This window comes from Pseudomonas sp. NMS19W (assembly GCF_051554255.1).
In the GTDB taxonomy this organism is placed as follows: domain Bacteria; phylum Pseudomonadota; class Gammaproteobacteria; order Pseudomonadales; family Pseudomonadaceae; genus Aquipseudomonas; species Aquipseudomonas kribbensis.
Genome location: NZ_CP136718.1, coordinates 6,084,739 through 6,102,298 on the forward strand (window position 1 = coordinate 6,084,739; position 17,560 = coordinate 6,102,298).

Consider the following 17,560-nt stretch of genomic DNA (forward strand, 5'->3'; position numbering starts at 1 on the left):
CCTTTATGCTGATAATCGACACCGACGTAATTACCTATACTCCACATCGACTCACGTCGGCATGGGGAGTTGTCCTGAAAGTCTGAACGTTGCCTCAGTGAGTACATCTACATGAAGTGACACCGGATCAAGGACGAGCGAATGGACATCTCCACATACGCAATTCCACTCCCTTCACGTCAAAGTGCCGTAACTCGACGCTTGGCATTAGCGGTAGGTCTGCTGTTTGTTACCGGAGTGGTCGCGGCTGCCGGCGCCCTGTTCACCATTGCAAAACATCTGGATAGCGATGATGTGCACGAAACGCAGTTTTATTCTGCTCGCGCAATGGAAAACCGGATCACTGCATCAAAAAACTACATCACCAGTTACGCCTACTGGACCACCGCCTTCGAACACCTGAATGGCGAGGTCGATGTGGGATGGGCCTATACCGACCAGAACATGGGCAAGACGCTGTTCACCACAGATGGCTATGACGGCGTGTTCGTACTGGACAGGAGCACACCAAATACGCTTTGGTCAGAGGCCAGCTACTAAAATCCGATATCTCCGCCTACCTTCAAGCATCGGCGTCTGCCCTAGTCGATCAGGTGCAAGCTCAAAGCGATCTCACCAAACCCCTCAGTACCTATTCGCTCTTTGAGGGATGGCCCGCGCTCATAACCGCGTCGGCAATTTTGCCCAACGATGAACGCCCTTTGGGCGATCCCAAGACGACATCCGTTCTGGTTTTCGTCGATAAGCTGACCCCAACCAAGCTGCGCAAACTGGGCAGTGCCTACGGCCTAACCAACTTGACTCTAGCGCTTGATGAGACGCTTTCGGATAGCCCACAAAGAGTTCCTCTCGACAGCACCGGTTACAGCCTGATCGCCGAGCTGGAACGCCCGGGCCATCACCTGTTGTGGACGCTGTTGCCAATCCTGGCCGGTGTCCTGGTGGTGTTGATATTACTGACGGCCTTTTTCTTCCGGCACGCCCTACGCGCCTCCCAATACGTCGACACCAGTTTTGACGCCATGCAACGCTCCAACAAAGCACTGGAAGACGCCAATCATGCTCTTGAAGCCAGCGAAGAGCGGTTCCGAGCGGTCGCGGAAGCAGCCTCGGACTGGATCTGGGAAACAGACAATCGGCTGGTTATCTCCTACCTATCCGGTCGCTTCAGTGCGGTAACCGGATTTTCAGATCGGCGGTGGCTGGGGCAGAACTTCGAAGAACTGTTGCAATGCGACACCACGCCACTTTCCCTGTGGTTCAGCAAGCTGACCGAGGAGACTCATGCCAGTGACCTTCGTTGCACATATCGGGATCAATCAGGACAAACGCGTTACTGCCGGGTTTCAGCCCGCCCGATAGTCGATAAGAACGGTGTGATTGGATTTCGCGGCACGGCCAGTGACATCACTGATGAAGTCGCCGCTCACGCTCAGATCCAGCACCTGTCCATGCACGATGCCCTGACCGGACTACCCAACCGCAACAAAATGGGACGATTTCTGGAGGACGCTCTGCTGCTCAATGAGCATTCCGTACCGCTGTCTGTGCTGATGATTGATCTGGACAACTTCAAGCCGATCAACGACTCCCTGGGGCATCCAGTAGGCGATGCGGTGTTGCAAGAGGTCGCCCAGCGCCTTCGTGAGTGCACGCGCGAACACGATCTGGTTGCTCGACTTGGCGGGGATGAGTTTGTGGTCGTACTGAACGGAATGGACACTCATAGCGAGATCGACAAGTTCTGTACCCGACTGATTGGTAGCCTGCATCAACCGATTGAACATGATGGGCACGCCTTACACATCGGGGCCAGCGTGGGTGTCGCTGTCAGCCGCCGGCAGGGCTATGTCGCCAGTGAATTAATTCGCTGCGCGGACATCGCGCTGTACCAGGCCAAGGCAGAAGGAAAAAATACCTGGTGCTACTTCGAACCCCACATGAGCGACCAGATCCAGTCGCGCCGTCAGATGGAAGACGATCTGCGCTTGGCCGTCAAAAATCATGAGTTCGTGCTGCACTACCAGCCACGCTACAAGGTGGATGGCAAAGAAATCGTTTCCGTGGAGGCGCTGGTCAGGTGGCAACACCCCACTCAGGGTCTGCTGGGGCCGGATATGTTCATCCCGCTAGCAGAGCAAACCGACTTGATTGTTCCTTTAGGGCGTTGGGTGTTGCGCGAAGCTTGCGAAACCGCGTTGACATGGCCTCATGAGGTGATGCTTTCGGTGAACCTGTCACCGGCGCAGTTTACCCACAGTGATGTGGTGGAGGATGTTCGCGAGGTGTTGGTGGGAACCCGTTTTCCAGCGAGTCGGCTGGAACTTGAAATCACCGAAAACGTCATGCTCAACGATACAGAAGGCGCATTGAATACCATGAACGCCCTTAAGCAGTTAGGCGTTCGTTTGAACATGGATGATTTCGGTACTGGGTATTCATCTCTGGGCTATCTGCGAGCCTACCCCTTTGACGGTATCAAGATCGACAAGCGATTTATCGCCTCCATCGGCAACGGAGAGAATGACCGCGCAGTGGTGCAGGCCATTATTAGTCTAGGGAAGGCGATGGGTTTAACCGTGACCGCCGAAGGCGTCGAGACCGAGGAGCAATTGGGCATTCTGGGCAAAGATGAATGCCACGAAGTACAGGGTTACCTGATGAGCAAGCCGGTGGATAAGGCGACATTTGCTCTACTGCTGACAGCATCGAGAGACGAACGGCGGCTTGAACCTCGCGCCTTTTAAAGACTTTGCGTTACCGCCGACCATGGAGTGCAGGCGGGATATTAGGGCGCCAGAGAAAATATGAGGTATGGATGCAACGCCGGGATGCAACATCATCACCCTGCAAGTAGAGCAGGGATTCGCTGTCTTGCTGACCACAATCCGCAGACGTCTGCAATCGATCGTTAGCTATCAATACCAAACAGATGATTCTAATGTGGATTTGCGGTCGGCAGAAACTCCCCGATCGCATGGTGCAACGCATGCAGATGCACGGGCTTGGTTAGAAATCGCGCATTAGCCGGAAGGAAGCCAGGAGGCAGCACCGTGTTTCCAGACATCAGAACGACAGGTATTTCAGGCCATCGCAACCAAATCGCTTGAGCCAAGTCCAACCCATCTAGCCTGCCCGGCATGCGCACGTCGGAGATAACCAAGGCAATGGGTGTCGAACCCTCTAATGCGATTAACGCTTGGTCGGCACTGGACCGCTCGATCACCGCATGACCGAGAATTGTTACAGCCTCCGCCATCACTGAACGTAAAAATCCGTCGTCTTCGACCAGAAGTATATTGAGTGACACGGTGAAACTCCCAAGGGCTCAAACAAGGTGTCGACCTTTTATCAACCAGGAGCTCAGCGACTTTTCGATGCCTTTATTCAGGTCTAGTCTTTAAAACGCGGCTTCGCTCGATATCACACCTCACCATAAACCCAAGGACAACGATGAGACTTCACGAGTTCATCCTAAAGCATATCGAGCAGATACTGGCGGCTTGGGAAAGCTTTGCCCGCTCTGTGGACACTGCGCTACCTACCATGGATGCCAAGGGACTGAGGAACCATTCTGAGCACATCCTGAGGGCAGTGGCTCAAGATATGCAGACTCCTCAGACCGAACGTCAGCAGATCGCCAAATCGCACGGTCAGGGGCCGGTGGCGGAAGGAGACTCGCCCGCGCAGACGCATGCGATGACGCGGTTTTTGGCAGGTTTTTCCATGGATCAGATGGTTTCAGAATATCGGGCCCTCCGATCAAGCGTGCTCAGGCTTTGGCTGGCGGAAACTCCCATCGAAGATTCGCATGACGTGCAAGACATCATCCGCTTCAATGAAGCAATAGACCAAGCGCTCGTGGAGTCAATTGCGAGATACGGTGCGACCGTGGAGAGCACGCGCAAAACTGTTTTGGGCGTGCTCGGCCATGACCTGCGCTCACCGCTGGGCGCTGTATTGATGGCTAGTGACATGCTGCGTAAAAACGTCAGTATGACTGACAGGGATCGAAGGTTGGCAGAGCAAATCAACGTGAGTGTAAGCAGAGCCAATCATATGGTCGGCGATTTGCTAGACCTGGCCCGCTCGAATCTGGGCGCGGGCATCCCAGTCCATCCAGAAGATACTGATCTATCGATCGTGTGCGCTTCCGTTATAGAAGAGCTACGCACCGCGTTCCCACAGGCGCAAATCGTTTCAAGCGTGAGTGAACGAGTAGCGGGAAGGTATGATCCGTCGCGCATAGAACAAGTCTTCACCAACTTGATCGGTAATGCGGTCAGACATGGTGACCCACTGCAACCTATACATGTGACCTTGTCTCAAGATGACGATTGTTCAGTCTTCAGCGTACAGAATCGCGGCGAACTTATACCTGCTAGCGTAATGCCTCATCTCTTCAACCCGCAGGCCCGTTACTCAAGCTATGCAGCGACTGAAAAAGGATCGACCGCCGGCTTGGGGCTGGGGCTGTTCATTGCCTCAGAGATCGTAACAGCCCACGGAGGACAAATTGAGGTGGTTTCAACGCCTGAGGAAGGCACCGTTTTTAAGGTTCAGCTCCCGGTTATCCCTTGATCTATCTCACGCGATTCAGCGTAAAGCTCCTCACGGTCTACACCTCAGTTCCGATTCCGCACGGTGGGTGAAGATCTGTCTGTCGGAACATATACAAGTGCAGTATTTGGATGTCTGCTACTGGCCGCTATCTACCGGTCATGGTTGGTAAGCGGGTTGGTCGAATCCGATGGAATCGATGGCCCGAACGAGTGCAAATACCTAGTGAGGTCGGATGCAAACGGGTGTCAAGTAGGATGGGATTTTGCAACAGTTGTTGGTCTACAATGCGAGTCACCGTCTTCAATAGGCCTAGAGTAGGGAACAGGAAATTGAAGATAAATATGGAATGCTTGTTTCCCATAACGGGAAAAGTCATTGTTATTGAGGATGACCCTACACTTCGCGCGCTGATGGTGTACATTTTGTCGGAGATCGGCGCCTCCTCTCTTTCGTTTGCGACAGCGGACGACGCCCTCACCCATTTGCTCGAAGCACATGTCCCTTGTCCCTTGGTGGTGGTTGATCATGCACTGCCTGGGCAAATTCAAGGGGCCGAATTCATCGAGATGGTGAAGAGCAAATGGCCGTCAACAGGTTCAATCCTAATTTCGGGGTATCTGTTGGCGCCTGCGAACATTCCTCATTCGACGATTTATCTACAAAAACCCTGGGCCATGGATGATTTCATCGCCGCCGTGGCTGAGGTATTACAACCCGGCTACCCATTACGCAAAACCTGAACCCGTTGGCTTTCAGTGATCCTTGGGGATCACTGAAATCTTCCCGTTTCGCTCCAATATCGCAAATTTGATCTCCTCCACGGTCTCGATGCCCTGGCTTGAACGTGCGGCCTCCATGAGATCGGCCTCGATCAGGCGCGCGTGTCGCAAACGTTCGTACAGGATCTTGCCGTGTTCGACGAGAACCGTGGGTTCGCCATCGATGAGTCGGGAAACGAACGAGGAGCGTCGTTTCAAAAGCGACAGTCCGACATCGACGGCGATCAGCGTGACTATCACGACGATGGAATTGGTCAGCGAAAAGTCATCGCCAAGCAACGCCTGCTGCGTAGCCTCGCCGATGATCATAAGCAGCACGAAATCGAAGGTCGTCAACTCCGCCAAGGACCGCCGACCGGCAATCTTGAACAGGATCATCAACGCCACGTACATGGCGGCCGCGCGTAAAACCGAGTCCATAGCGCACCTACGGCAGAATGTATTGAGTAACGTTCACGGGTGAAGATCCCGGCACCGACAGGCGGCTGGTGTAACCGCCGAGGCCATCACCTCGCAACGTCAGATAAAGCGTCGCCCGTCCTTGAGGATCCGTTTGCAACCAGACCTTGATCCCGTCGCCGGCGCTGACCGACTTAACAGGCTCCGGTTGCATGGATTCAATGCTGAAGCCGTCGAGAAAATCACCCGAAAGCTCAATCTCTACCGGCGACTCAGGCCGACCGCTGATAGCAATCTTCATCGGGTTCGTCGAACCATTGCGGTGAAAGATCTCGTAGTGTGCCGATAGCCTGCCGTCTGCGCTGTGGACTTCCCGAGCGCTAAGGGGCCCGCGTGAAAACACGCCTAGCAGGCCCATCAGCACCACAGCGACCAGAGCATACCAACCCCATCGCTCAAACCGCCAAACCTTCAGTTGATACGGCATGTCTTCGCACACCGGATGCTTGCGACTCTTGAAGTCAGAATGCTGATGCTCATCCATGATCATCGTCCTCAGGCTTGCTCGCCGGTGAGGGCCCGCAGATGGAAATGAGCGAGCGCCTCCAAGGCATGCTCGGCGGCCGCCAGTTGCACTTCACAACGAGAGCCAAAAAACCGGAGCTGACGGGTGAATACACTCTGGCCCTGATTCGTCTGAAAGGCCCAAGCAAAACAGATGGTCCCGGCCGGAATACCGTCGACATCGTCGGGGCCGAGAATTCCGGTGGTGGCCAACGCTACATTGGCAGGGCTGTCGCGCAATGCTCCAATTGCCATTTCTCGTGCCACCTCACAACTGGTGAGGTTGAACGTCTCGATGGTTTTGAGGCTGACATTCAACAAGCGCTGCTTCGCCTCCGGCGAGTAGACCACGTAACCGCTCTCGATTAACTCGCCACTGCCTTCTACCTCAGATAGAAGCGTGATGATTTTGCCGGCGGTACACGACTCGGCCGTTGTTAACCGCAACTCGTTTTGGCGTAGATAAGAGACCGTGACGTCAGCCGTGGACATGCATTCTTCCTTGCCTGTCATGGTAGCCAGCACCTGCGATCGCTTGCAGGTACGCCTGATCTGCCGTCACCCGCAAGTCTCGCCACTCCTGCCAGGTCACGACGTCCAGCCGATCCATTTCATCAGCCTGGCGCAAGAGCTCCTCGTGGTACGCGTCCGGACAGTCCATTCGCAGCGAGCAATCATCCAGCGCCCTATGCCATCGCTCATAGGCACGCAGCTTGGCCTCCTGTTCTGGAGAAAAAACATTTCTGCAGGTGTTCATAGCGAGAACTCTCGGACTTGGTTTGAATGTTGAGCTTCAGAAATCAGGGACAGTTCAGCAGAGTCGACCAGAGGGAGCGTTGCCTGTCGTGAATCAGATTTTCGGGTCAGCAGAGATGATCGCGACAAGAGGAGTAATGCGAGTTTTTTGGAATCATTCAGCCCGAGGTCACTCCTTAGCATATGAGCATTAGGAGGGCCTCATGAGCCAGAACGAGCTGTACGTCATTGAATACCTGCTGCATGGGAAGCCGAAATCATTCGTCATTCGTTCTCCCAAAATGCGCAACGCTGACGCTTGGCATTGGGCTTGCTGCGACGCGGACATAGCGCCCATACCAAAACCCGGAAAGCCGCCGCTCAAGGTCTTCAGCAAACCGATGGCCGAGCGATTTGGCGTGACGGATGTTAGATGGCGTGAAACCACCAAATTGGAATGGATTGAGGCTGCCTCACCATGAACCAGACAACCCCATCCTCGGTTGACCAGAATGATGATGAGCTGGCACGTAATACTGCTCTTTTCTTCGAGGCCGACCGACTGGAAACGTATGCCTACAGCCTGATCGAGGGCGACTCGACCATTGCTCTCTCGTGGGAGCGCTTTAGCGAGGCAAAGGGGTTGGCGGATGCCAAGCGCGGCGAGGCGCAGCAGGATCTGTTGCGCATTCGCGGCCAGTCTTCGATTGCTGCACCGACGGACCCAAGCAGCGATGCGTCGGGGCCTAAGTCCCCCGGCGAGTTACAGACTAACCAAAGGGATCGGTAAGCTGGATGGCGATCGACCAAAGACCCAGCACTATCCAGAACGTCGCAAAGATCCACGGTGTGCGCACCGAGAACAGCAGCGCCTTGCGGTAGCCCTTGTGGGTGGATTCCCGCTCGCAGAACAACGGCGATTCGTCATACGCCATGCCCATCACCGGCTCGCTACGCAGCAGTTCACTCTGCTTGTAATACCAGTGATCAATGATGTCGTAAGCCGCCCGGATCCCCGGCCACGCGTTAAGTGTGCTCAACAGTCCCAGCAGCGCGAGAAAGGGAGGTACAAACAGCGTGAACAGCTTGCCCCACTCAGGGTTGAGGTTGCCCATGCAGGACGCAAAAGCGATCACGAGAAAGGACTGCGCCGCCAGGTACGCATCGGTTCGGTTGGCTAATATCGCCGTCTCGTAATGAATCTCCCGCCGGTAGAACTCCAAGCGTTCCTTGGGTGATCCAAACATCTTGGCATTGTGTTCATTCAGATCAGCTTCGCTGGTCTGTGAAGTCAGGATCCGTGGCAAAGTGCATTACCCCAAAATGACCTGAAGAGATCGGTCATCCTTTGCTGTGCTCGGGTGAAGATGGACCTTTTGTGACCCCGCGTGGCCCGACCACACCCCAGATCACTACGCCCAGCAATGGCACCAGGAAGATCAGAGCCGTCCAGCCCGCCTTGGTCCCAGAAGATTTGTCGCATCTCAGAACGCTGTTCATCGCCCACAGGTCGAGCAGCAAAAGAATGACTGCGCAGGCGATCCAAAAATATTCGGTTTGCATGATGCACCTCCGTTGTTCGTATAACTTGGGCGAACAACCAATGGGTAATGTTCATACAACGTGACGGTCGGCTAAGTCTGAAAATGCTACGGCGTCCAAAGACGCCGTAGCCTGCATCCGACCTACTTTTCAAACGTTATTTTTCGAGAGTTGCCGCTTGGTTACCACCTTGCTCGGCGATCTTCGTCAGTTTCTCGTCGGCGCCTTTCTCCTCGGCGAGCGTCGCTTGTAGCAATGCAGCGGCGTCGTCGAGTTTCAGGTGCTTGGCCATTGCGATCAGCGTGCCGTAACTGGCGATCTCGTAGTGCTCGACTTTCTGCGCAGCACCGATCAGTGCCGCGTCCAGCACCGCACCTTTGTCGATCTCATCCAGCAACTCTTTGGACTCCTCGATCAAGCCCTCCATGGCCACGCACTTCATGCGTTTTAGCTTCAGGCCCGTTAGCTCGACCAGCTGATCAATGCGCTCGATCTGGCCCTGGGTTTCTTCAAGATGTGAGGTAAACGCGTCGGCGAGCAGCGGATTGGTCGCGGCTCGGGCCAAACGCGGCAACGCTTTGGTGATCTGCTTCTCTGCACTGTAGACATCGGAGAGCTCATGAATGAACAGATCTTCAACTGTTTTCCTAGCCATTTTCTAACTTCCTTCTGGTCGTTAATTTCACTAAGGCGTAGTAGCCGGAAAGGCATCCACGTTTGTGGTGTTCAAAGAAGCTGACCCGACCCGTTGAGGAGGCGTTCAAAGAGTTTTCCCATCTACAGATGGAGGACACCCAGCTAACCCAACGCGGTATCGAGAAACATCATCACGCCAAAGCCGAGCATCAGACCCAGGGTCGCAGGCGTCTCATGGCCATTGCGGTGCGTTTCAGGAATAACTTCGTGCGACACCACGAAGATCATCGCGCCGGCGGCCAAGCCCAAGGCGACTGGATAGCCCAAGGCGAAACCGCTCGATAAACCCAGGCCCACGATTGCGCCCAAAGGCTCCATCAAACCGGAACCAATGGCGATCAGCGCCGCCCGCCACGCCGATATGCCAGTGACCCGCAATGCCAACGCCACGGCAAGACCTTCAGGGATGTCCTGAATGGCGATGGCGGTGGTCAACGGCAGACCAACTTTCATGTCGCCGTTGGCAAAGCTGACGCCAATCGCCATGCCCTCGGGCAGGTTGTGCAGGGTAATGGCCAGGACGAACAGCCACACGCGATTGATGCGTTGGGAGTCAGGCCCCCTCCTGCCGCTTTCCTGGTGCTCGTGAGGTACGAACCTATCCAGTCCGATCATCAGCGCAACACCCAAGGCCAGACCGACCACGACAACACAGGCGGCCAGTAGCTGGTTACCACACAGTGCCTGAGCGGCTTCAATGCCAGGAAGGATCAACGAGAACGAACTGGCTGCCAGCATCATGCCGGCGGCAAACCCCAGCATGATGTCCTGAGTGCGCGAGGCAATATCACGCAGGATGATCGCCATCACGGCACCGAGAGCGGTCGCCGCAAATCCGGACAATCCGCCTAATGCTGCCAGGCGCAGATTTTCCTTTTCAGCCCCGACCAGCGCTGAGTAACCGCTGATCAACAACAGGACTGTTACCAGCAGGAGGGTCACCCAAAACAGCACCGCAGGCCAGCCACCACTGGACGCCATCCCCCGCCAGCTGCGCAGCGGGGTTGTTCCAGACGATTGGGAAAGTGACATGTCGCCTCCTATCGTCCCGTCGCAGATTTCCCATTGGTGCTCACCATGGACGGGCGCAATGTTCGGGCAATCCGCAAAGCGGTTCGATCATAGGATGCAGCGGTTGCGTTGAATCGCTCAGACAGGGACTGCGCCAAACCATCGCTGAAAACGCCGGCATTCGAATTCATCTCGTGTACCTCAGATTGCTTGTAAAAAAGCCGCACGCCGTTGCGGCGTGCGGCGCTGGTCATCAGGCTTTCGGTTCCCCCTGAACACCCGCACCCAAATCAGCGCCGGTGATGGGGTTACTATCCGGGTCGGACATGGTTCGAGCCTTCATATCCAGCAGCAGTGCGTCTTCCTCAGCACTGAGCTGAACACTGGCGGTACCGTCACCGCCATCCACCGCTGGCTCAGGGTTTTCTACGAACTCCCAGTCATCTCCCTGATTCCATGGACCTCGGGTGCTGCCTTCGCCTTGGGACATGTTGAAGTACACGTTGGTGAACTCAGGCATGCCGGGCAATTTGCCTTGAGGGAAGTTCGGCTGGATGGCGTGCAACGCTTTCTCGAAGGACAGCTGATGGGCAATTTCACGGGTCATGAGAAAGCCCAAGGCTTCTTTAACACCAGGATCGTCCGTCACGTTCATGAGCCGCTCATAGACGATTTTTGCGCGGGCTTCGGCGGCAATATTGGAGCGGAAGTCGGCGGTAGGCTCCCCGATCGTATCGACATAGGCGGCCGACCATGGCACACCGGCCGAGTTGGTCAGCGGTGCGCCGGCGCCGTACAGCAGGCTGGTGATGTGTGAATCATTGCCGGCACCATTAATGGCCCGGTACAACTCACCTTCCTCCTCAACGCCTTCGGCCATTCGGCCTTTCGCGCCTTTGTTCAACATGACGATGATGGAGCCGACGATTTCGAGGTGGCTCAGCTCCTCAGTCGCAATGTCCATCAGCAGGTCTTTGCGACTTGGGTCATCCTCGGCCAACGCTTGGGTGAAGTACCGCGATGCTGCCGCGAGCTCTCCTTGAGCGCCGCCAAACTGCTCCAGTAATAGATTGGCCAAGCCCGGATTGGGCTCAGCAACACGCACGGTGTATTGAAGTCGCTTGTTATGTAGAAACATGACAAATCTCCTCAGATCAGGCGAGGCTCGATGCTCATTCAAAAAATGTCGAATGCGAGCCCACAGACATCTGAAGCGAATCACGAACGAGTAATTGCAATTTGTATGTACTGACAACGACCGGCGGTTCTTTTGGGGATTTACGGTGCGAATTGCCGCCAGTCGTCGACATTCCTGCATCGAATACAAACCTTTGTGGGGGCGGCGTGCTCAACCACTATCGGTGTTCAGCGGATTGTCGAGGGAGCACATCGAGGGGAGAGAGATTATCGAATGTAACAAAGAATTTCAGAGCACGGTCGCGGTCGAAAAGTTACTTCACCTCTAGGATTCACGGTCATGAAATTCGCAAAGTTCTGCCAAGCGCTCTCGAACTGGTCGGGCAGCTCGAAAACCTTTTTGACGGCCATCCTGCTGATTGTCGCTTGGGCTTTAACAGGGCCGTACTTCCATTACAACGACACGTGGCAACTGATCATCAACACGTCCACAACGATCATCACCTTCCTGATGGTGTTCCTCATTCAGAACACACAGAACCGGGATAACGACATCTTGCACCTGAAACTCGATGAACTGATTCGGGCCACGAAGGATGCACAAAACGCTTTCCTGTCATTGGATCACATGGATACCAAGGAGCTGCACGAGCTGCGCAAACGTTACTGCACGATGGGTGAAGGGGAAGAGGAGATAAAGGTTGAGTGCACGGAAACTTCATCCGTTTCGGTGGTAGAGATCCAGAAGCCGGCCGCACTGCCTCCGGCTGAAACACCAAAGCCATAACAGACGCAAGAGGGCTTAGAATCAGCTAAGCCCTCGGCACATTTCGCCATCAGTGGAACCCGGCGGCGCCTGTCAGATTCTTCTGTTTGTTCGTAGCCAGATCGTATCGCAGTTCAGCAATCAACTCAGAGATCGCTCGGGAACTTACTAACGTGTTCGTGGATATGCCGGTAACGAGCAAATCCACTCGTCCCGTTGCAGGGTCCGTCACCCTGACTTGAAGCGAGTTTCCAGGCGTAAGCGTGCATTGGCACTCCAATGGTCGGAAGCTTTCTTCAATGATCCGGCGCAGCTCCAGGGTTGAAATCATTCGTTCCTCCAGTGTCGTTTTCCCGAAGCAAGGTAGGTCAGTGTTGAGTGTCATACACAGGCTCTAAAATCCTTTCGAACCTTTGCGACACTTACGATACATTTCTGGCGACAAAAGTTTGACTTTCACAGCTGAAATAAATGACTGGTTCACGTTTTCATGGCAATTGACTGCTTGAGTCAGTGCCTGCCGACAACGCAGCGACTCCCGAAGCGCGAAGCCACCAGGGTAATTTTAGGCCACCTACGTGAGAGACGATTGAGGCCGACGCACGGGCATAGGAAAACCGAAATGGCGAAAGTGCATTCCCAGTGGGCGGCTCATATTGATTGTGAGTGTCGCCAATGGGCTACGTTGTGGCCCGGAATGTGGGATTAGCGATCACACGCTTCTTTTCGTAGTGTGTTTGCTGAAGAAAATCGCGTATTGCATCGGCAGTTTGCGTAGCACGGGTCACCACAAAAAAATGACCTTCGCCATGCAGAACATGCAGTTCGGCACCGCGAATGGCTCGGCGCAAAATGTGCGCGTTATAAAGGCGCACCAAAGGATCGCAATCACCGGCGAGAATCAGCGTGCGCTGGCGAAGACGGGACAACCGATGCAGGCTGGTCCAGCCGACCAATGCGGCCAATTGCAAATAATAGGTTCGCGGATTGACGGAGAGCATGCCGTTCGCGACCCCGAAGGACATCAGCGCCTTTACCGAACGGCGCGGACCCTTTGTCTTATACGATTTGAGGCTTTTGCCTATGCTCAAAAAATCCAGGACGTCGGCGGGCTTCACCAGCATTGCTGGGCCGGCTGAGGTTGCTGCGAGTATCAGGCGACGCACCATGGTGGGATAACGCAGCGCGAATTCCTGTGCCAAAGCACCGCCCCAACTCACGCCGAATACGTCGACCTGGTCGAAACCCAATTGCGTGAGCATCTGCGCAATCGTGTCGGCATGGCGTGGTAAACGCATCGGCCAAAGTGGCATTTGGGATTTTCCGACGCCGGGCACGTCCAACGTGATGGTCGTGTAATCAGACAGCTCCTTCCTTAGGGGGTCGAAGGCACGGATCAAACCACCCAATCCGTTGATCAGGAGCAGCGGTGAACCGTCACCACGAATGGAAACGTTCACCTCCAAATCGTTGATGGATAATTTCTGCGTTGGCATGACGTTCCCCTTTGCCCCTGTTCCTTGCGAACCAATGTACGCAGATCGCTTGTGAAAAAGGAAACCGTAATCCTGCACCCTTAGCACGCGGTCTTCGCATCGTGCACGAAACGTGATCGAGGTTCGGGCCTTCTCTGGCGAAATCATTCAGCAACGCCCACAACTCTGTGCCAGCTCGACAGTCGCAAAACGCGGTCGCTCCCAACCCTCTCTGTTCGACGGGCTGCACTGCTCCGATGCCTAGGCCCGTTGTATGCTGAACGCGCTGAATGACGCAATTCGCAGGTGGCAACGATGCATTCCAATGCACAATCCCAACTTTCTTGGTCGGTGAGTAAGAAAGCTTGTTCTACGGCCCAATGCCTTAGCAGTCACCACCAAGCCTATCTGCTACGACGCGACATGATCCTGGACCAAGCCACCATGGTGCTCGGTAGCCGTGCTAGTGCCGAGCAATGGTTCAACCATCCCGCCCGTGGCCTAGATTATCAACCGCCTTGCAGCGTTGCGAACGATGAAGATGGCTGTCAGCGGATAAGAGAATATCTGGGTCGTATTGAATATGGCGTGTATTGAGAATGCCGGAAACATTCCTTATTGGCACAGGCTAGCGTTGTAAGTGGTGGAAACCAACATGGCCAATACTGTCGAAGCCGTAGCCTCGCTGGTCGGGGGGCACGGCGAATCGTGTTTTTTAGCGGCGCCGGTATCTCGGCCGAAAGCGGTATACCCACCTTCCGTGATCCGCTGACCGGTCTATGGGCCCTCCAGGATCCAGAAAAGCTGGAAACGGCCAACGCGTTTCGCGAGGACGCCGCCCTAGTCTGGGGATGGTACTTGTGGCGCCGAGCCCAGGTCTCGCGTGCCCTGCCCAACGCTGCACATCAGGCCATTGCGCAATTGGCAGGAACGCGAGAGGTGATAGTGATCACCCAAAACATCGATGACTTGCACGAGCGAGCTGGATCCGAGCAGGTGATCCACCTTCACGGTAGCTTGGCCCAGCCGAAATGCTTTGCCTGCCATAGAACTCCTACGGCCTTTTCCTTCGAAGAACCCAATGCAAGGGAGGGTTTGAGGATCGAACCGCCTCGCTGCCCCCGCTGTAACGGCAAACTACGCCCGGGTGTGGTGTGGTTCGGTGAACAGCTGCCGGCGGCCGAATGGAAGCGCGCTGTTCTGGCTGTAAAAGATTGCGACGTTCTGCTGTCGATCGGCACTTCGGGGGTGGTTTTCCCGGCGGCAGAGATTCCAACCATTGCTCTGCGCGCCGGCGCTTACGTCGTGCACATCAACCCTGTGCAAGTTGCTCATCCGAGCAACCGAGAATTGTGTCTGGTCGGGCGGGCAACAGAAATCGTGCCGGCTTTACTTTCGCTGATCGGTCTCCCGATTGACGATCGGGTCGAAAGGCCAGTGCCGTAAAGAAATCACTGGCCCTCCTATCCGGCATTCACTCCCAAAAGCTAGAACCGACTAAAGAGTCGCCCGCTGTCTGGCCTCTTCTCGCGCCTGAAGTTGTAGTTCGAGTTGGGCTTGGATCTCCGTGTACAGCTGAGCCCGTTCGTTATCGCGGTCAGCTACTGTCACAACGAGCGAATAGGGCTCTTTGTCCAGGACGTCTGGGTGATTCCACTCCCGATCTTGACGAATCACGACGACAAACCATTTCTCAGCAGGATTGCGTTGCTTGAAGGTCCACCTGGAGGACTGCACCGTACCGCGACTTCTCAATTGAGCGGAAATATCCCGATTCGGCTCGGCATCGTCCCGCCGGGTTTCATTTTCCTCCTGCTTGTCCTTGTTGAAGTAGGCCTGCACCTCGTCCAAAGAAGCCCCTTTGACCAAACGGAAACTAATCTGGGTCGCAAGGTAGTCCAGGCGAGTAGTACGCACTGCCGGCGAGTAGGCCAGCGTCACGCACAACTCCCTGAGGCCCCGAGTCTTGCGCAGGTAAGTAGGAGGAAGAGGTAGTTCATAAAACTGGCACGCATCCTTTTCAATGCTCTCTTCGCACGTCAATACAACGCATTGATCCGAGGATCGGAACAAGTCACTTTCACTCACTTGGCCGTACCCACCCACATCGCGCGAAATCTCGCGGTTGTAAGTCGCTTTGTTGGCTTTGTAGCCCTTGCGCATCTCCTCCGAGAAAGTGCTCTCTACTTCGCTGGACAGAGACGCATGGTTCACGAGCATGGCTCGCAGAAGATTGGCTGAGGCCTCTGGGTATTCATTAAGCAGACGCCCAGCCAAGTGAGTGATGTAAGGCGCAGAGAAACTGGTGCCACTGAGTTCCTTGAACAGTGTATTGCCTTGGAATTGATGGTTCATCGTCAGCACGCCTAAACCGCGCATGTCGGTCTTCCACTGCTGATTGTTGTAATGCACCGGGCACGCTAGGTTGCCACCATGAGCAACCAACTCTGGCTTCAGAGCCCCTTTCACCGAGGGCCCATGGCGGGTGAACGGTGAGGGTTGGTTCTCCGATGCTGGAGACAGCTGATGGATTTCGGGGTGACGCTGACTGTCGAAAGTGGCGTCGTGGCGGGAAATGCTGCCGACCGTGAGCACATTCAACGCAGGTGCTGGGTCAATGATGACACTGCGTTCGTGCAGCAGGTATTCCGGATACTCGTCTCGCCAGCTGTTCAAGGGTACGGCCGGATCCTCAGAGCCCATGAAGTTGCCGGTTGAAACGACGAACAGCACGTTGTGTTTACGTGCAAGCACATCGAGGATGTAGGCCAGACCGCGAATGTGTGTACCGTCGTATGGCGCGTTGGTGTTTCCCAGCGACAAATTGAAGATGCGGCAGCCCAGTCCCACGAAGTGCTCAACGGCCTCTGTCAGAGTCGCTTCTACCGTGTGCTCGTCATAAATAGCATTGTCGGTGACAGGGCATTTACGCATGACCTTGCCGTTGTAAAGCCAGATCTGCGGATTCCAGAAGTTGCTTCGATCACAGGCTTCCACGTCGCCATAAAGCGCAATGCCGGCGACGGCTGTCCCGTGGCCAGCCTCATCGAATGCATCCTGCCCCTCCACGAATGACTCACTTTCTGCAATGGCCGATCGAAGCAGCGGATGGTTAGTGTTGATACCGCTGTCAAGGATGCACACACGCGCCGCATCGTCGGCCGGGCGTGGAATGTTTGCTGGGATCTGAGCGATGTCACGATTCAACTGCGGGTAAGAGATGCCGGTCTGGGGAATGAGGTCGACCATGCGCACGTCGCTATGGTTGAGCAGCCCTTGTGCTTGAGCATCACTCACCTCGACGCGGTACATCACCAAACTGTCGAAGTTGAGCTTGTGGATGGTCTTGATGCCGTTGTCCGCCAGCCACTTTTCGAATGCGGCGCAAAGGCGAATGCGTGCCGGATGATTGGTGACGTGGTGTGGCCAGAGCTCAACGTCTAGTGTGAATGTTTCAGAGTCTGGAAGGCCAATATGACGTAAGGCCCAGCTTTTGCGGTCCTCGACGGACCACGCATCGATACCCTCGATGGCTTCCAGAATCTGCTTGTAGCTGACATTCTGCCCAAGCACGCCCAACTTGTTCAGGTGGTCTTGAAAGATGGCCAGGCCCGCCTCGGTCGCGAACACGACGCAAACCTGCTTGCCCTCCTGACTGATGAATTCCAGCCCATGCTTCTGTAGATTTTCAAACGTCATCGCGCCGTCGTACTGCAACTTGAATACAAACGGGGAGTTCTCGGCAGACTTGTGCTGCTTTGCAGCAACACCCGCTGCCGTCGCAAAATAGCCGTTAAGCTTCTGGCCATGCCCCCGCAAGTCATCACGCTTGGTGAACTTCGGGGGATTTTTTCGTCCGGCGACGATTGTCCAGGTTTTCGCGCTCAAAACTC

The 17,560-nt window shown here is 55.1% G+C and carries 20 protein-coding genes and 1 pseudogene; 8 read left to right on the plus strand and 13 right to left on the minus strand.

Annotated elements, in window-relative coordinates; translation table 11 throughout:
• Positions 1-141: 141 nt before the first annotated feature.
• Positions 142-2,747 (plus strand): annotated as a pseudogene (locus tag R1A29_RS28015) (bifunctional diguanylate cyclase/phosphodiesterase).
• Positions 2,748-2,938: 191 nt separating this feature from the next.
• Here the strand turns inward: R1A29_RS28015 and R1A29_RS28020 are convergent.
• A complete protein-coding gene (locus tag R1A29_RS28020; protein ID WP_438300134.1) occupies positions 2,939-3,310 on the minus strand; it encodes a response regulator in 372 nt (123 codons plus the stop codon).
• A 143-nt stretch (positions 3,311-3,453) separates the two neighbouring features.
• On the opposite strand from R1A29_RS28020, the gene R1A29_RS28025 reads away from it, so the two are divergent.
• The gene (locus R1A29_RS28025) at positions 3,454-4,581 is read left to right on the plus strand and encodes a sensor histidine kinase (RefSeq protein ID WP_438300135.1); all 1,128 of its coding nucleotides are present in this window, start codon (positions 3,454-3,456) and stop codon (positions 4,579-4,581) included.
• 323 nt (positions 4,582-4,904) lie between these two features.
• Entirely contained in the window at positions 4,905-5,303 is a 399-nt protein-coding gene (locus R1A29_RS28030) for a response regulator (RefSeq protein ID WP_438300136.1), read from the plus strand.
• A gap of 12 nt (positions 5,304-5,315) precedes the next feature.
• On the opposite strand, the gene R1A29_RS28035 is transcribed toward R1A29_RS28030, so the two are convergent.
• Genes R1A29_RS28035 through R1A29_RS28050 form a run of 4 tightly spaced genes read right to left on the minus strand, consistent with a single transcriptional unit; the run spans position 5,316 to position 7,062 of the window.
• The gene (locus R1A29_RS28035; RefSeq protein ID WP_438300137.1) at positions 5,316-5,762 is read right to left on the minus strand and encodes a DUF421 domain-containing protein; all 447 of its coding nucleotides are present in this window, start codon (positions 5,760-5,762) and stop codon (positions 5,316-5,318) included.
• 7 nt (positions 5,763-5,769) lie between these two features.
• Positions 5,770-6,285, minus strand: coding sequence for a hypothetical protein (locus tag R1A29_RS28040; RefSeq protein WP_438300138.1), 516 nt, complete (start codon positions 6,283-6,285; stop codon positions 5,770-5,772).
• A gap of 11 nt (positions 6,286-6,296) precedes the next feature.
• Positions 6,297-6,797 (minus strand): CinA family protein, encoded by a 501-nt coding sequence (locus tag R1A29_RS28045; protein ID WP_438300139.1) that lies wholly within the window; start codon positions 6,795-6,797, stop codon positions 6,297-6,299.
• Positions 6,784-7,062 (minus strand): hypothetical protein, encoded by a 279-nt coding sequence (locus R1A29_RS28050; protein ID WP_438300140.1) that lies wholly within the window; start codon positions 7,060-7,062, stop codon positions 6,784-6,786. The genes R1A29_RS28045 and R1A29_RS28050 overlap by 14 nt, the downstream gene beginning before the upstream one ends.
• Positions 7,063-7,264: 202 nt before the next feature.
• Between R1A29_RS28050 and R1A29_RS28055 the strand changes: the two genes are divergently transcribed.
• Complete coding sequence (locus R1A29_RS28055; RefSeq protein ID WP_438300141.1) at positions 7,265-7,522, plus strand: DUF6555 family protein; 258 nt, start codon at positions 7,265-7,267, stop codon at positions 7,520-7,522.
• Entirely contained in the window at positions 7,519-7,830 is a 312-nt protein-coding gene (locus R1A29_RS28060) for a hypothetical protein (protein ID WP_438300142.1), read from the plus strand. The genes R1A29_RS28055 and R1A29_RS28060 overlap by 4 nt, the downstream gene beginning before the upstream one ends.
• On the opposite strand, the gene R1A29_RS28065 is transcribed toward R1A29_RS28060, so the two are convergent.
• The 5 genes from R1A29_RS28065 to R1A29_RS28085 form a co-directional block, all read right to left on the minus strand.
• On the minus strand, positions 7,811-8,347 hold the full coding sequence (locus tag R1A29_RS28065; RefSeq protein WP_438300143.1) for a hypothetical protein: 537 nt from the start codon (positions 8,345-8,347) through the stop codon (positions 7,811-7,813). The genes R1A29_RS28060 and R1A29_RS28065 overlap by 20 nt on opposite strands.
• Positions 8,348-8,381: 34 nt before the next feature.
• Positions 8,382-8,603, minus strand: a complete 222-nt coding sequence (locus R1A29_RS28070) for a PLDc N-terminal domain-containing protein (protein ID WP_438300144.1) — start codon at positions 8,601-8,603, stop codon at positions 8,382-8,384.
• A gap of 136 nt (positions 8,604-8,739) precedes the next feature.
• On the minus strand, positions 8,740-9,237 hold the full coding sequence (locus R1A29_RS28075) for a ferritin-like domain-containing protein (RefSeq protein WP_438300145.1): 498 nt from the start codon (positions 9,235-9,237) through the stop codon (positions 8,740-8,742).
• 143 nt (positions 9,238-9,380) lie between these two features.
• Positions 9,381-10,259 (minus strand): ZIP family metal transporter, encoded by an 879-nt coding sequence (locus R1A29_RS28080; protein WP_438302097.1) that lies wholly within the window; start codon positions 10,257-10,259, stop codon positions 9,381-9,383.
• Between the two features lie 283 nt (positions 10,260-10,542).
• Positions 10,543-11,427 (minus strand): manganese catalase family protein, encoded by an 885-nt coding sequence (locus R1A29_RS28085; protein WP_438300146.1) that lies wholly within the window; start codon positions 11,425-11,427, stop codon positions 10,543-10,545.
• Between the two features lie 339 nt (positions 11,428-11,766).
• Here R1A29_RS28085 and R1A29_RS28090 point away from each other — a divergent pair, with 339 nt between their 5' ends.
• Complete coding sequence (locus R1A29_RS28090) at positions 11,767-12,213, plus strand: low affinity iron permease family protein (protein WP_438300147.1); 447 nt, start codon at positions 11,767-11,769, stop codon at positions 12,211-12,213.
• A 49-nt stretch (positions 12,214-12,262) separates the two neighbouring features.
• Here the strand turns inward: R1A29_RS28090 and R1A29_RS28095 are convergent, their stop codons facing one another.
• Together R1A29_RS28095 and R1A29_RS28100 are read right to left on the minus strand one after the other, a co-directional pair.
• A complete protein-coding gene (locus R1A29_RS28095; protein ID WP_438300148.1) occupies positions 12,263-12,523 on the minus strand; it encodes a DUF1652 domain-containing protein in 261 nt (86 codons plus the stop codon).
• 349 nt (positions 12,524-12,872) lie between these two features.
• Positions 12,873-13,688 carry an alpha/beta fold hydrolase gene (locus tag R1A29_RS28100; protein WP_438300149.1) on the minus strand — a complete coding sequence of 272 codons (816 nt, stop codon included), beginning with the start codon at positions 13,686-13,688 and terminating at the stop codon, positions 12,873-12,875.
• A 423-nt stretch (positions 13,689-14,111) separates the two neighbouring features.
• On the opposite strand from R1A29_RS28100, the gene R1A29_RS28105 reads away from it, so the two are divergent.
• Together R1A29_RS28105 and R1A29_RS28110 are read left to right on the plus strand one after the other, a co-directional pair.
• Entirely contained in the window at positions 14,112-14,264 is a 153-nt protein-coding gene (locus tag R1A29_RS28105) for an antitoxin Xre/MbcA/ParS toxin-binding domain-containing protein (RefSeq protein ID WP_438302098.1), read from the plus strand.
• 108 nt (positions 14,265-14,372) lie between these two features.
• Positions 14,373-15,113, plus strand: a complete 741-nt coding sequence (locus tag R1A29_RS28110; protein ID WP_438302099.1) for an SIR2 family NAD-dependent protein deacylase — start codon at positions 14,373-14,375, stop codon at positions 15,111-15,113.
• A 51-nt stretch (positions 15,114-15,164) separates the two neighbouring features.
• On the opposite strand, the gene R1A29_RS28115 is transcribed toward R1A29_RS28110, so the two are convergent.
• Complete coding sequence (locus tag R1A29_RS28115; RefSeq protein ID WP_438300150.1) at positions 15,165-17,555, minus strand: S8 family peptidase; 2,391 nt, start codon at positions 17,553-17,555, stop codon at positions 15,165-15,167.
• Positions 17,556-17,560 lie beyond the last annotated feature (5 nt).